At 62.3% G+C, this 23,669-nt stretch carries 20 protein-coding genes and 5 tRNA genes; 16 read left to right on the top strand and 9 right to left on the bottom strand.

Annotation, left to right across the window (positions count from 1 at the left end):
- Positions 1-48: 48 nt before the first annotated feature.
- Both map and phaC read right to left on the bottom strand, forming a co-directional pair.
- Positions 49-900, bottom strand: a complete 852-nt coding sequence (gene map, locus NS365_RS20295; protein WP_058602115.1) for a type I methionyl aminopeptidase — start codon at positions 898-900, stop codon at positions 49-51.
- A gap of 132 nt (positions 901-1,032) precedes the next feature.
- Positions 1,033-2,841 carry a class I poly(R)-hydroxyalkanoic acid synthase gene (gene phaC / locus NS365_RS20290; RefSeq protein WP_058602114.1) on the bottom strand — a complete coding sequence of 603 codons (1,809 nt, stop codon included), beginning with the start codon at positions 2,839-2,841 and terminating at the stop codon, positions 1,033-1,035.
- A gap of 175 nt (positions 2,842-3,016) precedes the next feature.
- Between phaC and NS365_RS20285 the strand changes: the two genes are divergently transcribed.
- From NS365_RS20285 to recJ, 5 genes are all read left to right on the top strand, one after another.
- Positions 3,017-3,427 (top strand): hypothetical protein, encoded by a 411-nt coding sequence (locus NS365_RS20285; protein ID WP_153003878.1) that lies wholly within the window; start codon positions 3,017-3,019, stop codon positions 3,425-3,427.
- A gap of 129 nt (positions 3,428-3,556) precedes the next feature.
- The gene (locus NS365_RS20280) at positions 3,557-4,768 is read left to right on the top strand and encodes an LL-diaminopimelate aminotransferase (protein ID WP_058602112.1); all 1,212 of its coding nucleotides are present in this window, start codon (positions 3,557-3,559) and stop codon (positions 4,766-4,768) included.
- Positions 4,769-4,820: 52 nt separating this feature from the next.
- Complete coding sequence (locus NS365_RS20275) at positions 4,821-6,125, top strand: homoserine dehydrogenase (RefSeq protein ID WP_058602111.1); 1,305 nt, start codon at positions 4,821-4,823, stop codon at positions 6,123-6,125.
- An 87-nt stretch (positions 6,126-6,212) separates the two neighbouring features.
- Complete coding sequence (gene glpX / locus NS365_RS20270) at positions 6,213-7,202, top strand: class II fructose-bisphosphatase (RefSeq protein WP_058602126.1); 990 nt, start codon at positions 6,213-6,215, stop codon at positions 7,200-7,202.
- Positions 7,203-7,278: 76 nt separating this feature from the next.
- On the top strand, positions 7,279-9,075 hold the full coding sequence (gene recJ, locus NS365_RS20265) for a single-stranded-DNA-specific exonuclease RecJ (RefSeq protein ID WP_058602110.1): 1,797 nt from the start codon (positions 7,279-7,281) through the stop codon (positions 9,073-9,075).
- Between the two features lie 119 nt (positions 9,076-9,194).
- Here the strand turns inward: recJ and NS365_RS20260 are convergent.
- The 5 genes from NS365_RS20260 to NS365_RS20240 form a co-directional block, all read right to left on the bottom strand.
- Positions 9,195-9,269 (bottom strand) — tRNA-Glu (locus NS365_RS20260).
- Positions 9,270-9,416: 147 nt separating this feature from the next.
- Positions 9,417-9,491 (bottom strand) — tRNA-Glu (locus tag NS365_RS20255).
- A gap of 146 nt (positions 9,492-9,637) precedes the next feature.
- Positions 9,638-9,712, bottom strand: a tRNA-Glu gene (locus NS365_RS20250).
- Positions 9,713-9,771: 59 nt separating this feature from the next.
- On the bottom strand, positions 9,772-10,860 hold the full coding sequence (locus NS365_RS20245; RefSeq protein WP_206612156.1) for a YcbK family protein: 1,089 nt from the start codon (positions 10,858-10,860) through the stop codon (positions 9,772-9,774).
- A 168-nt stretch (positions 10,861-11,028) separates the two neighbouring features.
- Positions 11,029-11,469 carry a VOC family protein gene (locus NS365_RS20240; protein ID WP_058602108.1) on the bottom strand — a complete coding sequence of 147 codons (441 nt, stop codon included), beginning with the start codon at positions 11,467-11,469 and terminating at the stop codon, positions 11,029-11,031.
- Between the two features lie 326 nt (positions 11,470-11,795).
- On the opposite strand from NS365_RS20240, the gene NS365_RS20235 reads away from it, so the two are divergent.
- The 6 genes from NS365_RS20235 (at position 11,796) to NS365_RS20210 (ending at position 14,580) form a co-directional block, all read left to right on the top strand.
- Complete coding sequence (locus tag NS365_RS20235) at positions 11,796-12,395, top strand: cold-shock protein (RefSeq protein WP_082684744.1); 600 nt, start codon at positions 11,796-11,798, stop codon at positions 12,393-12,395.
- The gene (locus NS365_RS20230) at positions 12,392-12,862 is read left to right on the top strand and encodes a DUF192 domain-containing protein (RefSeq protein ID WP_058602107.1); all 471 of its coding nucleotides are present in this window, start codon (positions 12,392-12,394) and stop codon (positions 12,860-12,862) included. The genes NS365_RS20235 and NS365_RS20230 overlap by 4 nt, the downstream gene beginning before the upstream one ends.
- Positions 12,863-12,966: 104 nt before the next feature.
- Positions 12,967-13,043 (top strand) — tRNA-Pro (locus NS365_RS20225).
- Positions 13,044-13,088: 45 nt separating this feature from the next.
- Positions 13,089-13,394, top strand: coding sequence for an ETC complex I subunit (locus tag NS365_RS20220; protein WP_058602124.1), 306 nt, complete (start codon positions 13,089-13,091; stop codon positions 13,392-13,394).
- A 33-nt stretch (positions 13,395-13,427) separates the two neighbouring features.
- A tRNA-Arg gene (locus NS365_RS20215) sits at positions 13,428-13,503 on the top strand.
- A gap of 375 nt (positions 13,504-13,878) precedes the next feature.
- Positions 13,879-14,580, top strand: coding sequence for a pyridoxamine 5'-phosphate oxidase family protein (locus tag NS365_RS20210; protein ID WP_058602106.1), 702 nt, complete (start codon positions 13,879-13,881; stop codon positions 14,578-14,580).
- 6 nt (positions 14,581-14,586) lie between these two features.
- Here the strand turns inward: NS365_RS20210 and metC are convergent, their stop codons facing one another.
- On the bottom strand, positions 14,587-15,768 hold the full coding sequence (gene metC, locus NS365_RS20205) for a cystathionine beta-lyase (RefSeq protein WP_058602105.1): 1,182 nt from the start codon (positions 15,766-15,768) through the stop codon (positions 14,587-14,589).
- Positions 15,769-15,960: 192 nt separating this feature from the next.
- Here metC and NS365_RS20200 point away from each other — a divergent pair, with 192 nt between their 5' ends.
- The 5 genes from NS365_RS20200 (at position 15,961) to NS365_RS20180 (ending at position 21,883) form a co-directional block, all read left to right on the top strand.
- Positions 15,961-16,980, top strand: a complete 1,020-nt coding sequence (locus NS365_RS20200) for an amino acid ABC transporter substrate-binding protein (protein WP_058602104.1) — start codon at positions 15,961-15,963, stop codon at positions 16,978-16,980.
- Between the two features lie 75 nt (positions 16,981-17,055).
- Positions 17,056-18,246, top strand: coding sequence for an amino acid ABC transporter permease (locus NS365_RS20195; protein WP_058602103.1), 1,191 nt, complete (start codon positions 17,056-17,058; stop codon positions 18,244-18,246).
- A gap of 10 nt (positions 18,247-18,256) precedes the next feature.
- Positions 18,257-19,747 carry an amino acid ABC transporter permease gene (locus NS365_RS20190; protein WP_058602102.1) on the top strand — a complete coding sequence of 497 codons (1,491 nt, stop codon included), beginning with the start codon at positions 18,257-18,259 and terminating at the stop codon, positions 19,745-19,747.
- Positions 19,748-19,824: 77 nt separating this feature from the next.
- Positions 19,825-20,607, top strand: a complete 783-nt coding sequence (locus NS365_RS20185; protein WP_058602101.1) for an amino acid ABC transporter ATP-binding protein — start codon at positions 19,825-19,827, stop codon at positions 20,605-20,607.
- 115 nt (positions 20,608-20,722) lie between these two features.
- A complete protein-coding gene (locus tag NS365_RS20180; protein ID WP_058602100.1) occupies positions 20,723-21,883 on the top strand; it encodes an AI-2E family transporter in 1,161 nt (386 codons plus the stop codon).
- A 68-nt stretch (positions 21,884-21,951) separates the two neighbouring features.
- Here the strand turns inward: NS365_RS20180 and NS365_RS20175 are convergent, their stop codons facing one another.
- On the bottom strand, positions 21,952-22,944 hold the full coding sequence (locus NS365_RS20175) for an OmpA family protein (RefSeq protein WP_082684743.1): 993 nt from the start codon (positions 22,942-22,944) through the stop codon (positions 21,952-21,954).
- Positions 22,945-23,669: the final 725 nt, after the last annotated feature.

The following is a 23,669-nucleotide window of genomic DNA, read 5'->3' as shown; positions in this document are numbered from 1 at the left end:
TCATTCAGTCCCTTGCGATCCTTGCGGGGCGGCACCGGCAGCGAGCTTTCAGGCGGAGATTTCTGCCAGACGCTCGGCCGAGAAGCCGGGCATGTCGAGCCCGGCCGGAGAATAGGTGAAGACCTCGCACCCACCCTCTGTCACGCCGACCGTGTGCTCGTACTGCGCCGTCAGGCTGCGGTCGCGCGTCACGGCCGTCCAGCCGTCGGGCAGAACCTTCACATGCGGGCGACCGAGATTGATCATCGGTTCGATCGTAAAGATCATGCCTGGACGCATCTCCACGCCTTCACCGCGCCGGCCATAATGCAGGATATTGGGCGAATCGTGGAACAGCTTGCCGACGCCATGGCCACAGAAATCGCGCACGACGGAGCAGCGCTCGCCCTCGGCGTAATCCTGAATCGCCGCGCCGATATCGCCGATGTGGCCGCCCGGCTTGACCTCGCGAATGCCCAGAACGAGCGAGCGATAGGTGATTTCGCAAAGCCGCTCGGCCGCGCGCTTCACCTTGCCCACCAGATACATGCGCGAGGAATCGCCGTAGAAGCCATCGACGATGAATGTCACGTCGATATTCACGATGTCACCTTCGCGCAGCGGCTTGTCGTTCGGAATACCGTGGCACACGACATGATTGACCGAGGTGCAGACGCTCTTCATGTAGCCGCGATAGTTCAGCGTCGCGGGCAGGGCACCGGCATCCATCGCGAACTGAAACACGAAATCGTCGATCGCCTGCGTGGTGACGCCGGGCTTCACGAGATCGGCGAGCTTGTCGAGGCAGGTCGCCGTCAGCAGGCAGGCGCGGCGCATTCCCTCGAATGCTTCGGCTCCGTAAAGGCGGATCGAGCCGGTGTTGCGCAGGGGCTGGGCTTCGGCTTCAAGATAGATGGTCATCGGGCAGCAATTCGATCCAAGACCGCGACAAGGCGGTGTTTTCTGAAGATGTCGCACCGATAGGCCCCGGCTTCAACCCCGCCCGCGCTGTGCGGCAGCGTGGGCGGGCAGAGCGGAACCGGATCGGTTCGTTCAACCTTTGACGTAGCGCCCCGGCGCGTCTTCGATCGGTGTGAGAACGCCGCCGCCCGGCTCGCGCGCCGGCACACGCTCTCCGGCCATCGGCTCGATCCAGACCTGCCAATGCGGCCACCAAGAGCCGGGCGTTTCTTCGGTCGTGTTCCACCAATCCTGAAAGCTCACGTCCCGCGACGGCGCGGCCCCGGTCCAGAAACGGTACTTCTGTTTGGATGGCGGATTGACGACGCCGGCGATGTGGCCGGACGCGGCGACCACATAGGTGGACGGCGCGCCGAAGGCGAGGCTTCCTTCATAGACGCTGATCGCGGGCGCGATGTGATCCTCTTTGGTCGCGAGATGGTAGACCGGCAGATCTATGGTCGAGAGGTCGAGACGAACGCCGCCGATCTCCATCTCCTTGCGAGCCAGCCGATTCTCGAAATAGCAGGCACGCAGATAGAAGAGGTGGTTGGCCTTGGCCATGCGCGTGGCGTCGGCATTCCAGAAAAGAAGGTCGAAGGGCGCAGGCTCCTTCCCCTTCAGATAATTGCTGACCACATAAGGCCAGATCAGCTCGCCCGAGCGCAGGAGATTGAAGGTCGCCGCCATGCGCGTACCTTCGAGATAGCCGCGCTCCATGGTCTTTTCGAGCTCGGCCAGTTGCTGCTCGTCCACGAAGACCTTGAGGTCACCCGAATGGCGAAAGTCGATCTGGGTCGTCAGAAAGGTCGCGGAGCGGATGCGCTCGTCGCCGCGCGCTTTGAGATAGGGCAGCGCCGCGCCCAGAAGCGTGCCACCCACGCAATAACCGACGGCGTTCACCTCGCTCTCGCCCGTCACCTGCTGAACGGTGTCGAGGCCGAAGACCAGACCTTCCTCTATGTAGTTCTGCCAGTCCTTGTCCGCGTGCCGCGCGTCCGGGTTCACCCAGGAGATGACGAACACGGTATGGCCCTGCTCGACCATCCAGCGGATCAGAGATTTCTCCGCGTTGAGATCGAGAATGTAGAAGCGATTGATCCAAGGCGGCGCGATCAGGATCGGCCGTTTGAACACCGTCTCGGTGGACGGCGAATATTGGATGATCTGGCAAAGTTCGTTTTCCGCGATCACCTTGCCCGGCGTGGTCGCGACGTTCTCTCCGACTTTGAAACTGTTCTCGCAGGATTGGCGCAGCTTCAGGAAGCCTTCACCCCGCGCCATATCCTCGGCGAACATGCGCATCCCGCGAACGAGATTCTCGCCGTTTTCGGCCATGGTCTCCCGATAAAGCTCGGGGTTGGTGGCGAGAAAATTGGCGGGCGACAGCGCGTTCACGATGGCCCGAGTGTAGAAGATCGCTTTGTGCCTGGTGTGGGGATCCACCCCTTCGGCGTCCTGCGCCAAGCCGTTGGCCCATTCGCTGACGACACCATAACTCTCCCGCAGGAAGGCGAAGAGTGGATGGCGCTGCCAATCTTCGTCGGCAAAGCGTTTGTCCGGCACGGGCGGGGCAACCGGCTGGCCCGCCGCGCGAGCGATGGAATTGGCCCAGATGCCCATGAAACCGGACATCAGCTTGGCCTGGGCCTGAAACGCGCGTTGGTGGTCGCTCAGCCAATAGTCTCCGACCTCCGACAGAGTCGAGACGACGTCCGTGTAGCTGATCGGACCATCGCGCACTTCGCCCCGCTCGCGCGGCTCTACCCACGCGGCCGCCGCCTTGCCGAGATGCTCGAGCATCCGCGCCGCGTTGCGCGCGAAGGCCTCGGGGTCGCGCACGGCATAGCCTTGGAAACTATCGATCCCGGCTTGGAAGGGGGCGGAGCGTTGGTCGTTCATGAAGTCTCCTCGTCGGTCGGAGATAAGCATGTTTTGGTGATCGTTTCAGCGATTGCCAGCGTTTCCGCTCCGGTTTTCGTCGCGGCATTGCAGCAAGACACGCGATGGAACGGCACCATTCCCAAGGGCGCGTGGTTTAGGTAAAGAGAACGCGGTGTGGAGCGGGAAGCGGTGTATGGCAATGCTACGGTTGAGAATGGCGGCGACGCTCGCCCTTATCGGCGCGCCTCTCTCGGCCTGCCAGCCGCTTTTGCCGCGCGACGACACGCCCACGATTCTTCCGCGTCTAGGCGCTGCGCCAGCCTCCGGCCCGTCGGCCCAGCGGCTCGATGAAAATGGCTATCCATTAATCGGCGCATTCCCCAAGGCGGCGGCGCCGCAGGTTTCGAACGAAGAGGTACAGGCGACGCGCGACCGTTTTGCGAATGTCGCCGCGCGCGCCACGCCGCCCAACGACGCCGCGTATCAGCGCCGTGTCGGCGAACTCAGCCAGATCGCGGCGCAGCAGCAGAGCGAAGCCGAAGCGCGGCTTCGAGCCGCGACCACCGGATCGGCGGCGGACGCCGCCAGCAGCCGGGCGCAGTAGAGCGCCGCCGACCGAACCCAAGGTCGATGTGCCCGGCTTCAGCGGACGCTCAAAGCGAGTGAACAGTGACGCGCGCCTTCCCATGGCCCAGCGCGTCCGATCGTCCGTACCGATTCGAAAGCAAATCCCATGACCGAAGAATTCCACAAAGTCCGCCGCCTCCCTCCCTATGTCTTCGAGGAGGTCAACAAGAAGAAAGCGGCCGCTCGCGCGCGCGGTGTCGATATCATCGATCTCGGCATGGGCAACCCGGACCTGCCGACGCCGTCCTTCGTGGTCGACAAGCTCTGCGAGGCGATTCGCGATCCGCGCACGCATCGCTATTCCGCCTCCAAGGGCATTGCCGGCCTGCGCCGCGCCCAGGCCGCCTATTATGCGCGCCGCTTCAATGTGAAGCTCAATCCCGACACGCAGATCGTCGCGACGCTGGGCTCCAAGGAGGGCTTCGCCAATATGGCGCAGGCGATCACCGCGCCTGGCGATGTCGTGCTCTGCCCGAACCCGACCTATCCGATCCACGCTTTCGGCTTCCTGATGACGGGCGGAACGATCCGCTCAATTCCGGCACGCCCTGACGAGGACTTCCTGCGGGCGATCGACCGCGCAGTGCGTCATTCGATCCCCAAGCCCATCGCTATCATCCTGAACTATCCGTCGAACCCAACGGCCTACGAGGCGACGCTGGACTTCTACGCAGAGGTCGTAAAATTCGCCAAAGAGCATGAGATCATCATTCTCTCCGATCTCGCCTATGCCGAAATCTTCTTCGACGGCGCGCCGCCGCCCTCCGTCCTCGAAGTGCCCGGCGCGATGGATGTGACGGTCGAATTTACCTCCATGTCCAAGACGTTCTCCATGCCCGGCTGGCGCGTAGGGTTTGCCGTGGGCAACGAGCGCCTGATCGCGGCTCTGGCGCGCGTGAAGTCCTATCTCGACTATGGCGCCTTCACGCCGATCCAGGTGGCCGCTACGGCCGCGTTGAACGCCGGCGATGCGGCCATCGAAGAGGTGCGCTCGGTTTATCGCCATCGCCGCAACGTTCTGGTCGAATCCTTCGGTCGCGCCGGCTTCCATGTTCCGCCGCCGTCCTCGACCATGTTCGCCTGGGCGCAGATCCCCGAAGCCTACCGGCATATGGGGTCGGTGGAATTTTCGAAAATGCTGATCGAGAAGGCCGATGTTGCGGTCGCTCCAGGTGTCGGCTTCGGCGAATATGGCGACGATTTCGTCCGCATCGCTCTGGTCGAGAACGAGCATCGCATTCGCCAAGCGGCCCGCAACCTGCGACGCTTCCTTGCAACGGAGCAGGATCAGGGCCAAAAGGCCGCAGCCGGCGCGTAACGCGCGACGGCGGCAGCAACCCATTCGCAGAGCTTTGACCCAAGGACATATCATGGATCGCCCGATGCGGCTCGGCATTGCCGGGCTCGGTACGGTCGGCGCCTCGCTCGCCCGGCTGATCGCCTCGAACAAGGATGCCTATGCATTGCGCGCCGGGCGCCCGATCGAACTCGTCGCGGTCACCGCGCGGGATCGCTCGAAGGATCGTGGCGTCGATCTGTCCGGGGTCCAGTGGTTCGACGATCCGGTCGCTCTGGCGTCTCATGCTGAGATCGACCTGTTCGTGGAACTCGTGGGTGGAGCCGAAGGGGCGGCCTTCGACAGCGTGAAAGCCGCGTTGAACCGTGGCCTTCCGGTCGTCACCGCCAACAAGGCGTTGCTCGCCCATCATGGTGTGCAACTCGCCAAGCTGGCGCAGCGCAAGGGAACGACGATCTTCTTCGAGGCGGCCGCCGCTGGCGGCATCCCCATCATCAAGACGATGCGCGAGGGCCTGCGTGGCAACAAGGTCAGCCGCGTCTATGGCATTCTGAACGGCACTTGCAATTACATGCTGACGCGCATGGAGCGCGAGGGCATCGCCTTCGACGACTGCCTGAAGGATGCGCAGCGTCTGGGCTATGCCGAGGCCGACCCGACCTTCGACATCGGCGGTTTCGACGCGGCCCACAAATTGGCGCTTCTGACCTCGCTCGCCTTCGGCTGCGAGATCGACCTCGATTCGATCTTCATCGAGGGCATTGCAGCGGTGACGACCGAAGATATCGAGGCGGCGGCCGATCTCGGCTATCGCATCAAACTTCTGGCCGTCGCCCAGCGCACGGAATCGGGCATCGAGCAGCGTGTTCATCCGACCATGATCCCGGCGTATTCGGCCTTGGCTCAGGTCGATGGCGTGACGAACGCTGTGGCCGTAGACACCGATCTTCTCGGCTCGATCCTCCTGGTCGGGCCGGGGGCGGGCGGCAGTGCGACGGCCTCGGCCGTTCTTTCGGATGTTCTGGACGCCGCGCGGGGCGTTTCCATGCCTGCCTTCGGTCTGGAGCCTGCAAGTCTTGCGCCCTACAAGCGGGCCCGGATGCGCGCGCATGAGGGCGGCTATTACATCCGCCTCAGCGTTCTCGATCGTGTCGGCGCTTTTGCCTCGATCGCGCGCCGTATGGCGGAGAACGAGATTTCTCTGGAATCCATCGTCCAGCGCAAGCGAGACGGTGCGGGCGAGCGAGACGCCGCGCCTGTCATCTTGATCACCCATGAGACGACGGAAGCGGCGGTTCGCAAGGCGCTCGATGCCGTCTCGAAGGATGGTCACCTCAAGAGCGAGCCCCGCATGGTTCGTATCGAGGCTTTGGACTAAGAATAAAAGGCAGGAGCGCCTTTGATATGTCGGCAACGGAACGCCGACATATCGGGGCCATGGCTCTCGAGCCGGAGGATGGAAGCGATGTCGGAGCGAGTGGACGAAGACTTGCAGTCGCTCGACCGCGTTCTGTCGATCGAGATCGCGCGTGTGACCGAGCGTGCCGCCGTGGCCGCCGCGACGCTTCGCGGGCGCGGCGACGAGCGCGCCGCTGACCGCGCGGCCGTCGATGCCATGAAGCGCGAATTGGCGGCGCTGGCCATCCAAGGCACGATCGTGGTGGGCGAGGGTGAGAAGGATCAAGTGCCCTCGCTTTATATCGGCGAACAGATCGGCGCCGGCGGCTTCTCGGCCGACGTGGCGCTCGACCCGCTCGAGGGCACGACGCTTTGCGCCAAAAGTCTGCCCGGCGCTCTGACGATCCTCGCCATTGCGCGGCAGGGAAGCCTGATGCACGCGCCCGATGTCTATATGGAGAAGATCGCGGTCGGTCCGGGCTTTCCCGATGGCATTGTCAGTTTGGACCGCAGTCCGGCGGACAATCTCAACGCGCTGGCCGCCGCAAAAGGCGTGTCGGTCGGTCAGATCACGGCCTGCATTCTCGATCGCCCGCGCCACGCGAAGCTGATCGAGTCGATCCGCGAAACCGGCGCGGCTATCCGGCTGATCGGCGACGGGGACATTGCGGGCGTGATCCAAACCACGAGTCCCGCAGAGACCGGCATCGACATCTATATGGGGATTGGCGGCGCACCGGAGGGTGTTCTCGCGGCAGCGGCTTTGGCCTGTATGGGTGGCCAGATGGAAGGTCGTTTGCAACTCAACACCGGCGAAAAGCGCACCCGAGCCGAGAAGCTCGGTCTCGGCGATCCCGACCGCATCTATCGGCTGGCCGATATGGTGCGGGGCGACGTCGTGTTTGCCGCAACGGGTGTGACCGACGGTAATCTCTTGGACGGCGTTCGCTTCCACCAGGGGCGGATCGAAACGCATACGCTGGTGATGCGGATGCAGACCCGCACGATCCGCGATATTCGCGCGCGCCATTACGAGTTCGAGAAATTCGGGCTTTGACGCAAAGCTAATGGCTTCTGCTCGCAAAAAGCGATGGCGGGACCATCATGGCCGCGTCACGCCCATATAGGCTGACATGACCGCCGAGCACAGAACGTTTCTCCAAGTCGAGCAGTCGGCGTCCCGCCGACGCTGGGTCCACGCATTGAACCTTCGGGATGAGGCGTCCGCTTCGCGGATCGCGCAGCTTCACGCGATTCCCGACATGGTGGCTCGCGTTCTGGCAGCTCGGCGCGTCGGACCGGACGAGGCGGCGCGCTTTCTGGAGCCCACCATCCGCGACCTCATGCCGGACCCGTCCAGCCTGACGGATATGGACAAGGCGGCTGCGCGTCTGGCCGACGCGATCGCCCGCCGAGAGAAGGTCGCGATCTTCGGCGACTACGACGTGGACGGCGCGGCTTCATCGGCCTTGCTGGCTCGTTATCTCCAGCATTTCGGCCTCGACCCCATCGTGCGCATTCCCGACCGTCTGACGGAGGGCTACGGGCCGAATCCCAATGCCATGCGGGATCTGATGGACGGTGGCGCGCGGCTGATCGTAACGGTCGACTGCGGTACGGGCAGTTTCGAGGCGCTGGAGGCCGTCGCCGCGCGGCGGGTCGATCTCATCGTTCTCGACCATCATCAGACGGGCGGCCTGCTTCCGCCCGCCCATGCCATCGTCAATCCGAACCGGCAGGACGATCTTTCGCAGCAGGGGCATCTTTGCGCGGCGGGCGTGGTGTTCGTCACGCTCGCGGCCGTATCGCGCGAACTTCGCCGTCGCGGCTATGATCCGTCCAGCCTGCCGCCCCTCATGGACGATCTCGATCTCGTTGCCCTGGCGACGGTCTGCGACGTCGTCCCGCTGCAAGGATTCAACCGGGCCCTGGTGGTGCGCGGGCTGGCCACCATGCGCCATCTCCGCAAACCGGGCATCAAGGCTCTCGCTGAAATCGCGCGCCTGTCCGGTCCGATCGACACGTTCCATCTCGGCTTCCTTCTCGGCCCGCGCATCAACGCGGGCGGTCGCATCGGCGAAGCCCATTTGGGCACAAGGCTTCTCGTAACGTCGGACGATCTGGAGGCGCGGGCGCTTGCCGAGCAGCTCAACCTCCTGAACGCCGAGCGTCAGGCCATGGAACGCGTGATGCTGGACGAAGCCGAGGCCGAGATCCGAACGGAAATTGGGACGGGTGAGGGGCCCTCGGTCCTGATCGCCGCCCGCGCGAATTGGCATCCGGGGATTGTCGGGCTTCTGGCAGCGCGTCTCAAAGAGCGCTTCTCGCGCCCGGCTTTCGCCATTTCCTTCGACGCGACCGGCCGTGGAACGGGATCAGGGCGCTCGATCCCCGGTTTCGATCTCGGGCGCTTCGTGCGGCGCGCGGTCGAGACAGGAATTCTCGTGAAAGGGGGCGGACATGCGATGGCCGCCGGTTTGACGATCGAGCGCGCGCGTCTGGGGGACTTCCGCGCTTTGGCGGAGGAACAGGCCGGCAAGGTCGTTCCGGACCTGATGGCAGGCGATGTCATTGAGATCGACGCGGCCATGTCCGCCTCGGCGCTGTCGTCCGAGACCTATTCGCTGGTGGAGAAGGCAGGCCCTTATGGCGCCGGTCATGCCGCGCCCATTTTCGCCTTGCCGCGACATCGCCTGATCCAGGCGTCCTATGTCGGGACAGGTGGTCACATTCGGATGACATTGAAGGCTGCCGATGGTGCGCAGGCGTCCGCCATCGCCTTCCGGGTCGAAGGGACGCCCCTCGGTGAGGCGCTGATGGCGTCACGAGACAGGGCGATCCATGTGGCTGGGACGCTGTCCATGGACCGCTATGGCGGGCGTGAGAAAGTGACGATGCGGGTCGTAGATATGGCTATCCCGTCGGAGTGACACAGGTTCGGAGCCTGATCGACCAACGATCCTCGCTCAGCCCAAAGCGAGCGAACCCATTGCGTGCTTAGTCGGGCGAACGCCGCAAGACACAAGATAGATCATGTTACGGAGGCTTGTGGTACGCCCGAGGGGAATCGAACCCCTCTCTCCACCGTGAAAGGGTGGCGTCCTAACCGATAGACGACGGGCGCGGACAAGGGCGTCTATAAGGTGAGTCGCGTGTTATGGCAAGCCATTATTGCACTTCAAAGACGCACCGCCGCTCGGAAAGCGGCACTCAGAAGGAGCCCGAGCCAAACTCGGAAGTACGCTTGAATGGCCTGAGACCGACAGAAGAGTGGTACGCCCGAGGGGAATCGAACCCCTCTCTCCACCGTGAAAGGGTGGCGTCCTAACCGATAGACGACGGGCGCGGACGAGGGTCTCTATAAGGTGAGTCGCGTATTATCGCAAGCCATCATTGCAATTCGAAGACGCCCCACCGCTCGAAAAACAACGCTCATAACGAGACCGAGCCAAACTCGGAAACACGCTTGAACGGCTTGATATGCGAAGAATGTGGTACGCCCGAGGGGAATCGAACCCCTCTCTCCACCGTGAAAGGGTGGCGTCCTAACCGATAGACGACGGGCGCGGACAAGTGTTCCTATGCAAGGAAGGCCGCAGATTCGCAAGCCCCCTTGCGAGTGAAAATCACCCGGTTCGGCGCATGCCTCGGCACGGCCAATTCCAGTCCCGGCGCGGGCCGACATCGATATGGATGGAGGCCGTATGGCAATAGGTCCCGACGCCGCCGCGCACGGGCAGCGCGCGCACGAAGCGAGCCACTTCCTGTCCATTGACGCCCGGCACATGAAGGTCGGCGGCCTTGCATTGCATATGCAACGATGCCTTCGCGCCGTTGACGCGGCGATTATGCGACGGTGAACGGAAGCCTGACGTAATGACCACCTTCTGATGAAAGCGCGTCTCGATCTGCGAGATCAGCGACATCAGATTGGAGTCGAAGCAATTCGTCACGACGTCTTCACGCTGGATCAGAAGGCCACTCGGCGCGAGGCGTGCGATGCCGCTGAGCGAGGCCAGCTGATAGCTGTCTCCGAGATCGTCGATCAGTTCCGAATCCACCGACGCGCGCTGGCCGATTTCGAAGAGGGACTTGGGGTTGACGCCGGGAAGCCCATTGTCGGCCGGGCTCTGCTTGTCGTCGCTTCCCGCCTGATGAATGATGACCCGCTTGCTCTTGGTGCGATCGGCGTTGCGCAAGGGGACCTTGGCCTCGGATTGCGTATAGAGAGATGCGTAAAGAGAATGATCGGCTTCCGGCCCGCCGCTGCGCGGCTGCGAGAAGGCGGTAACGACCGGTGCCGAGAGCGGCGTCAGCAGGCTGCGCGATTTGGCGTCTGCCGGCCGATCGGCGGTCGCTACCTGCATTGGCGCCTGACGATCCGCAGGGGCGGGGGCTGCGATCGATTTGGCGATATCGCCCGACGCCACCTTTCGGAGCGTCTCCGCCTGCTTTTTGGCCGGTTCCACCGGACTGGGCGCTGCCACCTCAGGAGGGCTGTTGACGTCGGGCGTCGCCTTTCCATCCGATTGGATGATCGATGCGATGTCCTTGGGTTCGTTCGCCTTCGGGGTATGAGAGAATCCGAAGGCCGATGTTTCATCGACAGCGGACACACACCCCGTCACCAGGGACGAGGCACTCGCGAGGCCCGCGACAATCCAAACGCAACGCGCTTGTCGCCAGTAACTCTTGGTCGTCAATCGCTCGTCCACCCTTTGATGCGTCGCAGAACCGGCGTCTTAAAGAAGAGCGCCGATCCGAGGATCGGCGCGACCGGCCTTGCGAGCGTCTCAAGTTCCCATGCGCCCGCCTGTTCGGCGCAGCTCCTGACATGGCGAAACATTAACACCGAATGAAGCCGGGTGCCACTACTCGGCGCCTCACCAGGAACCTGTGTTCTCCATGCTCGCCCAAGGTTCCTGCGGCGGCTTGCTCGAACCTTTCTGGAGAAGTTCGAACGATATATTGTCGGGCGACTTCACAAAGGCCATGCGCCCGTCGCGCGGCGGACGATTGATGGTGATTCCGGCGTCCATCAAGCGCTGGCACGTTTCGTAGATGTCGTCGACCTCATAGGCGAGATGGCCGAAATTCCGGCCGCCGCTATAGGTTTCCGGGTCCCAATTATAGGTCAGTTCCAGAAGCGGGGCGCTCTGAGCGCGACCTGTTTCGACGTCGTCCGCCGCTGCGAGAAAAATCAGTGTGAATCGACCCGCTTCGCTTTCCGATCGCCTGATTTCCACCATGCCCATATGGCGGCAGTAGAAATCGAGAGAGCGATCGATGTCGGTGATCCGAACCATAGTGTGGAGATAGCGCAAGGATTCCCCCGTCGTAATGTGTTCGCGCTATCTGGTGCCCGAAACGATGCCGAAAAGGGTTCGGCGGAATTGTTCCGGTCTCCCGCCAATTTCGGACAGTTTATTTCGCAGAGCATCCGTTAGCTGCGACTGTGACGTAAGGGGATCGCCTGTCGGGAAAATCGTTAAAATTCGACCAAAAGGATTTCCAAAAGCACTTGATTATCTATTCTCATCAAAAGAGGCGGTGTCGAAGGACGATTGGCGGCGAATCGATGTGAGACCAGCGTGTCGCATGCGGTTTGGACAGGGGTGGAAATGCGTGTTGTGTATCGGCAAGCGAAGCGATGGCCCATATGACGGGGCACGCCTGTTCTTGCCCCACCGAAACGACTGACGGTCACGCGGAACTGGCGGAGCCGGCGCAGGTCGTATCCGGTCGCATCAAATGGTTCGATGTCGCGAAAGGGTTCGGGTTCGTCGTGCCCGATGACGGATCGGCGGATATCCTTCTCCATGTAACCTGCCTGCGGAGGGATGGTTATTCCACCGTTCTCGAGGGCGCGACCATTGTCTGTGAGGTTCAGAAAGGCGGACGTGGGCTTCAGGCTTCGCGCGTTGTGTCCATGGATGCGTCGACGGCCGTTTCGTCCGGCTCAGCGGGCGCCCCGATGCGAACCCATGTTCAAGTCGATCCGTCGAGTGATCTGGAGCTGGCGAGCGTCAAATGGTTCAATCGGACCAAAGGCTACGGCTTCCTCTCACGAGGCGAGGGCACCGAGGACATTTTCGTCCATATGGAAACGCTGCGCCGTTATGGCATGACGGAGCTACGACCCGGCCAGTCGGTGCTTGTCCGATTCGGTCTCGGCTCGAAAGGCTTGATGGCAGCCGAAATCCAACCTCTTGGGCCGACTGCTGACGAACACGGCGGTGAAGAAACATGATTCTACGGACCAAATCGACAGTCGCGGCCCTGGGATTGGCGGCACTGGCCATTGCGGGCGTCCTGGCTGTCACCACGCAATCCTCGGGGTCAACCGCAACACTGGTGACTTCGAAAGGGCGCTTTCCGATCGAGGTCGAAGTGGCCGATACCCCAGGTCAGCGCGAAGTCGGCCTCATGAACCGCGAGTCGCTGCCTCATGATACGGGGATGCTCTTCGATTTCGGTCAGACGCGCGATGTCGATATGTGGATGAAGAATACGCTGATTCCGCTCGACATGCTGTTTCTGGACGAGACGGGACGGATCGTGCGGATCGGCGCCAATGCCCAGCCCTTGTCCTTGGACCTGATCTCTTCGGGCGGCCCGGTTCGCTATGTGCTCGAGATCAATGGGGGCGCGGCGGCCCGTTATGGAGCGACACGCGGCGACATGCTGGAACACGCCGTAATCCCGTCCCGAAACTGATCGTTCACGCAGCTTTTGGAAAGCTGGAATGAGGCGCGGGCGTCTCTTGACCCGGGCTCATCCGCAGGGCATACCCCAGATCGTTCCAGTCGTTTGGGGCCGTTCGGAGCGTAGCGCAGTCTGGTAGCGCATCTGGTTTGGGACCAGAGGGTCGCAGGTTCGAATCCTGCCGCTCCGACCATGTCTTGAAAGGACTGGTTGGCTCAAGAGGTTGGAGATCGTTTTCATGGTGGCCCGGATCTATCGTCCTGCACGTACGGCGATGCAGTCCGGCAAGGCGAAGACCAAGGAATGGCTGCTCCAATACGAGCCCGCCGCACCGAAGGTCGTTGAGCCTCTGATGGGCTATACATCCTCGTCCGATATGCTGTCGCAGGTCCGTTTGTCCTTCGAAACGAAGGAACAGGCGATTGCCTATGCCGATCGCTACGGTATCGCGTATCGCGTCGAGGAAGAGCACGTATCGGTTCGTCCGAAAGTGTCCTATTCCGACAATTTTCGCTACGATCGCATTGCGCCCTGGACGCACTGAACCATCGGAGCGCCGCCGACGCGGCGCTCACCGGGCCCCGTAGCTCAGTGGATAGAGCACCGGCCTTCTAAGCCGATGGTCGCAGGTTCGAATCCTGCCGGGGTCGCCACTCTTCTTTCAAATTTGTTGGCCGAAGTACGGCGATCAGCCTCTGACGTCAAAGTCCCGCTTAGCATCAGACGCCCGAACAGCGTTTGGAGATATCGCGCTGCCACCTGAGGCGGTGGTTTTTATCGATCCGACCTTCAGAAGCCCTGTAGACCGCAGGGTCGATCCTCCATGCGCCGGATAGCCGAGGGTGTCGCGCCACGGAGCGGGAGCTTTGTCGTGGCGCAACTCGATCAGAAAGCGTCGCCGAAGCCTTCGGTCCAAGCGCGCCAGTCGGCGCTGCCCGGCCGGTATGGGTTGTCCTTACGGGTGCGGTGCCTAGCTTTGGCGTCTTCGCCTTCCCGTCTTACGATGTCGTTTCGAGTCATGGTGGATCGTGCGTCGTGCATCGTGGAGCTCCTTTCGTCCGAAGGCGCGCGAGATAGAGCATGGATGGTGCAAGATCAAGGCGAAGACCGAAAGGTCGATTTTTCAATTCGAGGAATGGATCAAGATGAGAGTCGAAGGCGAGCTCGAAAAGCTGGAGGCCTCGATCTGGCAGCGATGGGAAGAAGCGGTTCTGGATCGCCGTCATCCGTTCAGGCTGCTGACGGTCTCGACGATTGGGGTGGAAGGAGCGCCTCGTGCAAGGATGGTGGTCCTGCGAGACGTCGCGTCTACCCAAAGACGGCTCTCATTTCATACGGATGCAAGATCGTCCAAGGTTGGAGACATCGCGGCGGATACGCGAGTCAGCCTTTTGGTGTGGGACGAGGACGATCGTGTTCAGCTGCGCGCGGAAGGCGAAGCATCCCTTTGGCGAACGTCGATCAAGGAGGGCGCGGAAGCCTTTCGCGGACTGAGCGACGATGCGCGAAACGCCTATCGAGGTCCTGTTGCCGCTGGTTTGCCGATCGATCATCCCGACGCCGCCCGGCCCGAGATCGTGGCGGACCACGACATGGCGGAGCAGAATTTCGTTCTGGTCCGCTGCGTCATACGACGCTTGGAATGGTTGCAGCTTCAGGACGGGCGGCAGAGTCGAGCTGAGTTTCTCTATTCCGAACGCGGCGCAATCCGACGTTGGATTGCGCCCTGATCGCTTTCAGCCGATCGCCGAGATGGCCGCGAAGCCGGCTTCGAGGTCTTCCTGGAGGTCGTCGACGTTTTCCAGCCCGACCTGGAGCCGGATGACGGGTCCCTCCGTTGGGGCCTTCGCGAAAAGCCGGTCCGACAGATCCACCTGCAAAGCGAGGCTCTCGAACCCGCCCCAGGAATAGCCGAGGCCAAAGATGCGCAGCGCGTCTAGGAAGGCGTCGGCTTCGCGATTTCCTCCTCCATCGAGAACGAAGGAAAATAAACCGCTCGCGCCTTTGAACTGCCGCTTCCAGAGGCCGTGACCGGGGAAGGAGGGAAGGGCGGGGTGAAGGACCCGAGCGACGCCGCTATGTCCCTCCAGCCAATGCGCCAGACGAAGCGCCGCCCGCTCGTGGGCGCGCAAGCGGACCTCCATGGTCTTCAAACCGCGAATGGCAAGATAAGCATCGTCGGGCGCTGCGTTGATGCCGATCTGCATCTGCGCCTCACGCAGCCTGGTATAGGTTGCGGCCGTCGCCGAAACGCTGCCCAGCATGATGTCGGAATGCCCGCCCGGATATTTGGTCAAGGCATGGATCGATAGATCGACTCCGAAGTCCAACGGGCGAAGGAAGAGCGGCGTCGCCCAGGTGTTGTCGATCATCGACACGGCATTGCCGGCTCTTGCGATGTCGGCCATCACACGGATGTCGATCATTTCGAAGGTGTTGGATCCCGGCGCTTCCAGGAAGACGACGCGGGTCGTGTCGCGCATCAAGTCTTTCAGACCCGCACCGATCGCGGGATCGAAATATTCGACCTCAACCCCCATTCGCGTCAGCAGCGTATCGCAGAAATGGCGGGTCGGACCATAGACGCTGTCAATCACCAGACAATGATCGCCGTGAGACAGAAAGGCGAGCAGAGGAATGCTGATCGCGGCGAGGCCCGAAGGAACCAGGATCGTGCCCGCTGAGCCTTCGAGATCGTCCAGCGCGGCCTCGAGCGCATCTGTCGTCGGCGTTCCCCGCAGCCCGTAGAGATAGCTGTGATCGCGCCGACGCATTGTCGCGGCGTCAGGAAATAGAACTGTAGAGGCATGGACCACGGGCGGATTGACGAAGCCATGGTATTCGTGAGGATCATAGCCCGCGTGGATGAGCCGGGTCGATGCTCTGAACTGGTGCTTATTGTCAGTTGGGCTGCTCACGCTACGGGCATCCTGAGAGAGATTTAAACAGGGTCGGTTCGAGCCAGGACAAAATCTTGGGAGAAAATTTGTCACCTGCTTGACCTGCGCAGTTTTATGGCATGAACCTGACGCTCGCAACGTTTCGAATTGCCCTTGTTGGGATCAGCAAGCGGTGAACGATCCTCCACCCGAATGCAAAAAGGTATTGGGATGAAACTGAAGCTTCTAGCCGCCGCGCTCTGCCTGTCCGCCGTTGGAGTTGCTGCGACTGGCGCTTCCGCTGGAACCTTGGACGACACCAAGGCGCGCGGGACCGTTCGTTGCGGCGTGAACACCGGCCTGCCGGGCTTCGGCTACCAGAACGACAAGGGTGAATGGGCCGGTCTGGACGTCGACTACTGCAAGGCCATTGCGGCTGCGATTTTTGGCGATGCGAGCAAGGTCGTTTACTCGCCGCTCTCGGCCGTTCAACGCTTCCCGGCCTTGCAGAATAGCGAGATCGACGTTCTCGCTCGCAACACGACCTGGACGATGAGCCGCGATACGGCACTGGGGCTGACCTTCGCGGGCGTCAACTTCTACGATGGCCAGGGCTTCATGGTCCGCAAGTCGCTCGGCGTGAATTCCGCGTTGCAGTTGTCCGGCGCCACGGTCTGCGTGCAAAGCGGAACCACGACGGAACTGAATCTGGCGGACTACTTCGCCGCCCATAACATGCAGTACAATCCGGTCGTCATCGAGGCGCAGTCGGACGTGAACGCTGCCTATGAGAGCGGCCGCTGCGACGTCCTGACCACCGATCAGTCGGGCCTCTACGCGTCCCGCCTGGAACTGGGCAGCCCGGACGATAACGTGGTTCTGCCGGAAATCATCTCCAAGGAGCCCCTCGGTCCTGCCGTTCGCCAAGGCGACAGCCAGTGGTTCAATGTCGTGAAGTGGACGCACTTCGCGCTGCTCGACGCCGAAGAGCTCGGCGTCAATCAGGCCAATGTCGAGGAAATGAAGAACTCGACCAATCCTGAGATTCGTCGTCTCCTCGGCGTCGAAGGCACGTTCGGCGCGGATGCCGGTCTGACCAACGACTTCGTCGTTCGCATCGTCAAGGCGGTCGGCAATTACGGCGAGATTTTCGAGCGTAATGTCGGTCAGGACTCGCAGCTGAAAATCGCGCGTGGCCAGAACGCTCTGTGGACAAAGGGCGGCCTCCAATACGCTCCGCCGGTGCGCTGATCGGGCTTGTCTGATGAATCCCGTCGCCGGCTTCTAGCCGGCGACGCTACCTTATCTCCCAGTACAGGGACGCCCATGACGGTCGATACCGGAACGATGCCAGCCAGTCGCTCTCGCGATTCGATATTCACCAATCCGAAGGTGCGCAGCATCGTCATCCAGGTCGCCCTGATCCTGGGCCTCAGTGTCTTCGTCTGGTGGATCGTCGGCAACACCGCGCAGAATCTGCAGAACGCCAATATCGCATCGGGCTTCGGCTTCCTCAGCACGCGATCCGGCTTCGACATCTCGCAGGTGCCGATCCCCTACACCAACAATGCCACCTATGGGCGGGCCATTCTTGTCGGCCTGACCAACACGCTGATCGTGGCCGGCACAGGCATTGTCTTCGCGACGATCCTCGGTTTTCTCATCGGCATCGGCCGCCTGTCCCATAACGCGCTCGTGCGCGGCATATCGACCGTATACGTCGAAACCTTCCGCAACATCCCGCCGCTTCTGGTGATCCTGTTCTGGTATTTCGGCGTTCTAGCCGTGCTGCCGCAGCCGCGACAAGCCATCGAACTGCCGTTCGACAGTTACATTTCCAACCGTGGTCTCCAGACGCCCAGCGTTCAGTTCGGCCCCGAGGCCTGGCTCACCTTTGCGGCGTTCATCGTCGGCATTGTCGCCACGATCGCGTTGTCCTCGGCCTTCAAGGCGCGGCAATTGCGCACCGGCGAACGGCCCGGGCTCTTGCTGCCCGCGCTGGCCCTTATCATCGTCTTGCCGATCGGCGTGTTCGTTGCGGCGGGCCTCCCTGCAACGCTCCAAATTCCGCAACGCGGGACGTTCAATCTGACGGGCGGGTTCCAGATCAGACCCGAGTTCCTGTCGATCTTCCTGGCCCTGTCGGTCTACACGGGCGCGTTCATCGCTGAAATTGTGCGCGCGGGCATCCTGTCGGTGTCCAAAGGTCAGACGGAGGCGGCAGCGGCTCTCGGTCTGCGTCGAGGGCAGGGGCTGCGCCTCGTCATCGTCCCCCAGGCCTTCCGCGTCATCATCCCGCCGCTCACCTCCCAATATCTCAACCTGATCAAGAACTCGTCGCTCGGACTGGCGATCGGCTATCCTGATCTCGTCGCGGTCGGCTCGACGGTGCTGAATCAATCCGGGCAGTCGATTGAGGTCGTGGTCATCTGGATGGCGGTTTATCTGGGCATCAGCGTGACGGTTTCGATAATCATGAATCTGTTCAACCGCCGCATGAAACTGATCGAGCGCTGAGGACGAGACCATGGAAGAACAAGTCTCACGCTTCGTTGCCGGAAGCTATCTACAGCCTCTTCCACCGCCATCCGCTGAAGGCGGTTGGACCGGACGAATTCGGAAAAGCTTCTTTGCGACGCCTTTGGACGCCGTCCTGTCCCTGCTGTCGGCCTTGTTGATCGGATATATCGCCGTCGGCCTCTATCAATGGGGCATCGCCAACGCGGTCTTCACCGGCGAAAATCGAAGCGCATGTTTGGGTGACTCGGTCGGGGCTTGCTGGGCCTTCATCGGAGCACGCTTCCAGCAGTTCATTTTCGGGCTTTATCCTGTCGAAGAGCGGTGGCGGGTGGTTCTCGTCTTCGCTTTGCTCGTGGTGCTCCTGGTTCCCCTGGCGATCCCGCGCGCGCCCTTCAAGCGGCTGAACGCGTCCTTGATGTTCTTCGTGTTTCCGCTGGTGACGATCGTTCTCCTGACCGGCGGACGTTTCGCCATGACGGGTTCTTCGATCGCGCTTGCCTTTGCGTTGGCCGCGGCGGTCACGCTGTTCCTTTGCGTCGGGATCAGCAGTCGCGCCGGTTCCTATGGCTTGATGAAAGCTGCTGTCGGACTGACGGTCTTCGGCCTTTTGGCCGCTTTGGCGGCACCCTATCTGAACTTCGATCGCTTCAGCGTTTTGACCTTCCGCTTCGACACGCTGTCTTTCGTCGCGCTTGTCGCATCGCTGTTGGCGATCACTCTGTCCTTCGTGACCGCTCTTGCCACCCTGGAAGAGAAGTCCGGCGCTTTGCGCTTGGTCTATCCCACGCTGGCGGCGCTGTTCTTCGTGGCCACCCTGACGACGGATTTCGGTTTGGCACCCGTGCCGACCAATCTCTGGGGCGGTCTGCTCGTGACGCTGGTGGTCGCTCTGACCGGCATCGCCTTGTCCTTCCCCCTCGGCATCCTTCTGGCGCTCGGCCGTCAGTCGAGTATGCCGGCGGTTCGCCTGCTTTCGGTCGTCTTCATCGAGTTCTGGCGCGGTGTTCCCCTGATCACCGTTTTGTTCATGGCGACCTTCATGCTGCCTCTGCTTCTGCCGAGCGGCGTTAGCTTGAACCAGCTTCTTCGTGTGCTGGTCGGCGTCTCGCTGTTCGCGGCCGCCTATATGGCCGAGGTCATTCGCGGCGGGCTGCAGGCCATCCCCAAAGGCCAGTATGAGGGCGCCGATGCGATGGCGCTGACCTATTGGCAGAAAATGCGCATGATCATCCTGCCTCAGGCCCTGACGCTCGTGATTCCCGGGATCGTCAACACGTTCATCGGTCTGTTCAAGGACACGAGTCTGGTGTCGATCATCGGCCTTGCGGATCTTCTGGGCGCTGTCCGGCGCGGTTTCAACGATCCCGCATGGATCACGCCGACCACTCCGGCCACGGGCCTTGTCTTTGCGGCCTTCTCCTTCTGGATCTTCTGCTTCGGCATGTCGCGCTATTCCATCTTTATGGAGCGCCGCCTTTCGAGGGGACACAAGCGCTGAGCCCGCTCAGCCTTTCCTCTTGCCGCTGATCGGTTCGGGCCGATCTCTGTCAGCACCCCATTTCTGGACGATACGCCATGACATCCTCCGCTGCCGAATCCACCATCGTTCCCGCCGGCCAACTCGGCCCGGTCGCCATCGAACTCACCCAGGTCAACAAGTGGTATGGCGAGTTCCATGTGCTGCGCGACGTGAACCTGAAGGTTCAGCGCGGCGAGCGCATTGTGGTCTGTGGGCCATCGGGCTCGGGCAAATCCACCATGATCCGCTGCATCAACCGGCTGGAAGAGCACCAGAAGGGAACGATCGTCGTGGACGGCGTCGAGCTCACGAACGATCTGAAGAAGATCGACCTCGTGCGCCAGGAGGTCGGAATGGTGTTCCAGCACTTCAATCTCTTCCCGCACCTGACCATCCTCGAGAACTGCACCTTGGCCCCAATCTGGGTGCGCAAGATGCCGAAGAAGAAGGCCGAGGAGATCGCGATGCACTACCTGACGCGGGTGCGCATTCCCGAGCAGGCCAACAAATATCCCGGCCAGTTGTCGGGCGGCCAGCAGCAGCGCGTGGCTATCGCGCGCGCGCTCTGCATGCGGCCGAAAGTGATGCTATTCGACGAGCCGACCTCCGCGCTCGACCCTGAAATGGTTAAGGAAGTGCTGGATACGATGGTGGGTCTCGCCGAAGAAGGCATGACCATGATCTGCGTCACGCATGAAATGGGTTTCGCGCGTCAGGTCGCCAACCGCGTAATCTTCATGGACGCCGGGCAGATCGTGGAGCAGAACGAGCCGAACGCCTTCTTCAACAACCCGCAGCACGAGCGCACCAAGCTCTTCCTGAGCCAGATCCTGCACTAAGATCGGTTCGGTCTGCCGGCTGGGACGGGCTCGGCTGGCAGCCTCGGATCGCTACCATTCCTTAGGGAACGGGCGGGAGAGGGCGGCATTTTCCTTCAAACAAGGACATGCCGCCATGACGGACGACGGAGACAGGCCGAAGCGAGAGGCGACACGAATCGTCTCGCCCAATATCGGCCTGATCAACACGCAGACGATCCAGATCGGCCCGCGTTGGGCGGTGATCGGAATCTTCCTGATCCTGTTTTTCGGCGCGCTTTATCTTTCCCGCGACTTTATTCTGCCCGTCGTCTTCGCGCTTCTTTTCATGCTGGTGCTGAGCCCGATCGTGCGCGTTGCCAAACGGCGTCTGGGGTTCTGGGAGCCTGTGACGGCGGCGGTCCTTGTCTTCGGCACGCTGCTCGTCATCCTTTCGTCCTTCTATGCCTTCAGCGGCCCTATCTCAGAGATCGCGCAAAACGCGCCTCGTTACATCGAGGCGGCGAACGAAGAGATTTCGGTTCTTCGGGAGCGCTTTGCCGTGGTTCGCGACGCCAAGCGCGAGGTGCATCAGGCTGCGGGTAAGGATACGGGCGCGGAGCCGCCCGAGGATGTTGTCATCAGCGGCCCGAGCCTTCTGGGAAACATGGCGGCGGTAATCCCGCGCATCGGGGCCAGCATCGCCTTCGCGCTGATCTTTCTGTTTTTCCTTCTGTCCTCGGGAAGCCTGTTCTACCGCAAGACGGTCGAGGCTCTGCCGAGCCTTTCGGACAAGAAGCGGGCGCTCTCGATCGCGTCCGATATCGAAACCGAATTGTCGCGCTATCTCTTCGCCATTACCCTCATCAATCTCTGCCTAGGCTTGGCGATCGGCTCAGCCATGGCGCTGGTTGGGCTTCCCATGCCGGCGGTGTTCGGCGCGCTGGCTTTCGTTCTGAACTTCATTCCCTATCTCGGCGCCATCGCAGGGATTGGTCTTGTCGGGCTGGTGGGGCTCACCGAGTTCGGGAGCGACGCCTATGCGCTCGTGCCGCCTCTGGTTTATCTCCTGATCACCTCGATCGAGGGGCAGTTCATTACACCTATTCTGGTCGGGCGGCGGCTGCGCATGAACGCGGCCGCGGTCTTTCTGTCCGTCGCCTTCTGGGGCTGGATTTGGGGTGTGGTCGGTATGTTTCTGGCGGTGCCGCTTATGGTCTGCGTCAAGATCGTGGCGGGCTATATCGAGAGCCTGCATCCCCTTGCCAACTTCCTCGCCGCCGAAGAGGCGCAGGAGGAGACGCCTCCTTCCCCCTAACGATCGTCCAAAAAGAACGGGGCCGGGCGCATCTGCGGCCCGGCCCCATCATCTGCGTTCATCCCGCGTCAGCGGTTGCTGGTCTCAACCGGCTTGACCAGCGACGTGATGCGCCGCAGCGTCACGCGGCGGTTCTCGCGGTTCGGCTCCTGCGTGTTCACTTTGAGATTTTCCTCGCCATAGCCCTGCGTCACCAGGTTTTCGGCCGGCACTTCGAAATACTCGGTGAGAGCGCTGGCCACCGCTTCCGCACGCCGATCCGACAGGGCCAGATTGGCGACATTGCTGCCGACCGCGTCCGTGTGACCTTCCAAAAGGAAGACCTCGCCCGGATTCTCATCGATGACGCGTTTCACGGCGTCGGCCAGAGCTTGCAGGTTGCGAGCTTGGGCCTGCTCGATCGTCGCCGAACCGAAGCCGAAATTGATCGTGTTGAGATCGATCCGCCGAACCTTGTCGCGAATGCGGGCTGAGCGTCGCACCTCATCGACGGAATAGATACGTTCCACCGTCTCCACCGGCGGCGCGACGATGGTTTGATAGTAGAGATCCTCGTCGGGTCGGGACACGTCCACGACATAACGATCCTCAGGAATGGTCAGGCGCAGAGGCGGAAGATCCGCGCCCACGTCGGCATAGTCGTTCCGCCGCGTGTCGTCCTCGGCATAGGGGTCGTAGAAGAGAACGACTTCCCGGCCGTCCGGCATGATCCGAGACCGCTGGACGATGTCGCCATATTCGTTTTCGATCGTGACGACCTCGACACCGTTCGGCCGCCGGATCGTCTGACGCGTCAAGCCACGCGGCAACTGCTCGAACCGAACGTCCTGCGACCCTTGCGTCAGGCGCGGATTGTCGTCCGAGCGGATGAAATAGGCTGCCAGACCGCCCGCCGCCGCGCCGGCGACGCCTGCGCCGACCAAGGACAGGATGTCGCGGTTCCCGACCCGCTCCACGACCTGAACATTGGGCGGGAGCGCAAGCGCAGGCGGAGCCTGAATGGGTTGCCCTTCGGCTTGTCGCACAGGCGGTACGGCGATCGGCTGTTGCAACTGCTGCACGCGGGCATCGCTCTGACTAACGCCGCCTTGAGGGACCGGCGCGGTCTGAACTTCGACGGGAACGGGCTGGGGAGCCTCGGCCGCCGGGGGCGCAAGTTGCGCCGCAGCTGGATTGGCCGGCGCAGGAGGAGGCGTCGCCCCGTCCTGCACCGGCGGAGCGGGAACGCTGCCGGGCGCAGCGGGCGACGTGTCGCTTCCCGCCGGTGGAGGCGGAGCCGGCGGCGTGCCCTGTACGACCGGCGCGGCATCGGGTGCTGCCGGTGCGGCGGTTGGCGCGGTGGGCGCTGCGGCAGGAGCGGCTCGTGTGGCGGGGTCCGCATTGGGCGCGGCCGGTTCTTGCCCAGGCTGCGGAGGGGCGGGCGGTACAGGCTCCGTCTGTGGCGGTGTTGCAGATGGCTGCGCCGCCGGTGCGTCCGCTGGAGGCGGCGTTTCGGCCTCAGGTTTAGGCGGCGGAGGTGGGGCGTCTGGCGTCTGGGAAGCCGGGGCTGCGCGTCGTTGAGGCGCCGGCGCAGGCTGCTCGCCTGTCGGCCGGGGCGGCTCGGAAGCTTCGGGCTTCGCTGGCTCTGGCGCGGCAGGGGCCGGTTCTGGGCCTGGATTGGGGGCTGGGGCTGCGTCGTTGAGCGTGCCCTGATCCGTCGGCATATTGCCGCGAGTTCCCTCCGGCGCATTGGTCGGGGGACCGGAGTCTGGAGCGGCAGGCTTGGACGGCGTCGAAGCGCCACCGG

Source organism: Aureimonas ureilytica, assembly GCF_001475935.1.
In the GTDB taxonomy this organism is placed as follows: Bacteria; Pseudomonadota; Alphaproteobacteria; order Rhizobiales; family Rhizobiaceae; genus Aureimonas; species Aureimonas ureilytica_A.
The sequence above is the reverse complement of the archived record's forward strand: the minus strand, read 5'-3'. Positions and strand labels throughout refer to the sequence as shown.

What these genes read in the sequence shown, in the direction of transcription:
- map (WP_058602115.1), bottom strand. Translation starts at nt 900, where the DNA reads ATGACCATCTATCTTGAAGCCGAAGCCCAGCCCCTGCGCAACACCGGC.
- phaC (WP_058602114.1), bottom strand. Translation starts at nt 2,841, where the DNA reads ATGAACGACCAACGCTCCGCCCCCTTCCAAGCCGGGATCGATAGTTTC.
- NS365_RS20285 (WP_153003878.1), top strand. Translation starts at nt 3,017, where the DNA reads ATGGCAATGCTACGGTTGAGAATGGCGGCGACGCTCGCCCTTATCGGC.
- NS365_RS20280 (WP_058602112.1), top strand. Translation starts at nt 3,557, where the DNA reads ATGACCGAAGAATTCCACAAAGTCCGCCGCCTCCCTCCCTATGTCTTC.
- NS365_RS20275 (WP_058602111.1), top strand. Translation starts at nt 4,821, where the DNA reads ATGGATCGCCCGATGCGGCTCGGCATTGCCGGGCTCGGTACGGTCGGC.
- glpX (WP_058602126.1), top strand. Translation starts at nt 6,213, where the DNA reads ATGTCGGAGCGAGTGGACGAAGACTTGCAGTCGCTCGACCGCGTTCTG.
- recJ (WP_058602110.1), top strand. Translation starts at nt 7,279, where the DNA reads ATGACCGCCGAGCACAGAACGTTTCTCCAAGTCGAGCAGTCGGCGTCC.
- NS365_RS20235 (WP_082684744.1), top strand. Translation starts at nt 11,796, where the DNA reads ATGGCCCATATGACGGGGCACGCCTGTTCTTGCCCCACCGAAACGACT.
- NS365_RS20230 (WP_058602107.1), top strand. Translation starts at nt 12,392, where the DNA reads ATGATTCTACGGACCAAATCGACAGTCGCGGCCCTGGGATTGGCGGCA.
- NS365_RS20220 (WP_058602124.1), top strand. Translation starts at nt 13,089, where the DNA reads ATGGTGGCCCGGATCTATCGTCCTGCACGTACGGCGATGCAGTCCGGC.
- NS365_RS20200 (WP_058602104.1), top strand. Translation starts at nt 15,961, where the DNA reads ATGAAACTGAAGCTTCTAGCCGCCGCGCTCTGCCTGTCCGCCGTTGGA.
- NS365_RS20195 (WP_058602103.1), top strand. Translation starts at nt 17,056, where the DNA reads ATGACGGTCGATACCGGAACGATGCCAGCCAGTCGCTCTCGCGATTCG.
- NS365_RS20190 (WP_058602102.1), top strand. Translation starts at nt 18,257, where the DNA reads ATGGAAGAACAAGTCTCACGCTTCGTTGCCGGAAGCTATCTACAGCCT.
- NS365_RS20185 (WP_058602101.1), top strand. Translation starts at nt 19,825, where the DNA reads ATGACATCCTCCGCTGCCGAATCCACCATCGTTCCCGCCGGCCAACTC.
- NS365_RS20180 (WP_058602100.1), top strand. Translation starts at nt 20,723, where the DNA reads ATGACGGACGACGGAGACAGGCCGAAGCGAGAGGCGACACGAATCGTC.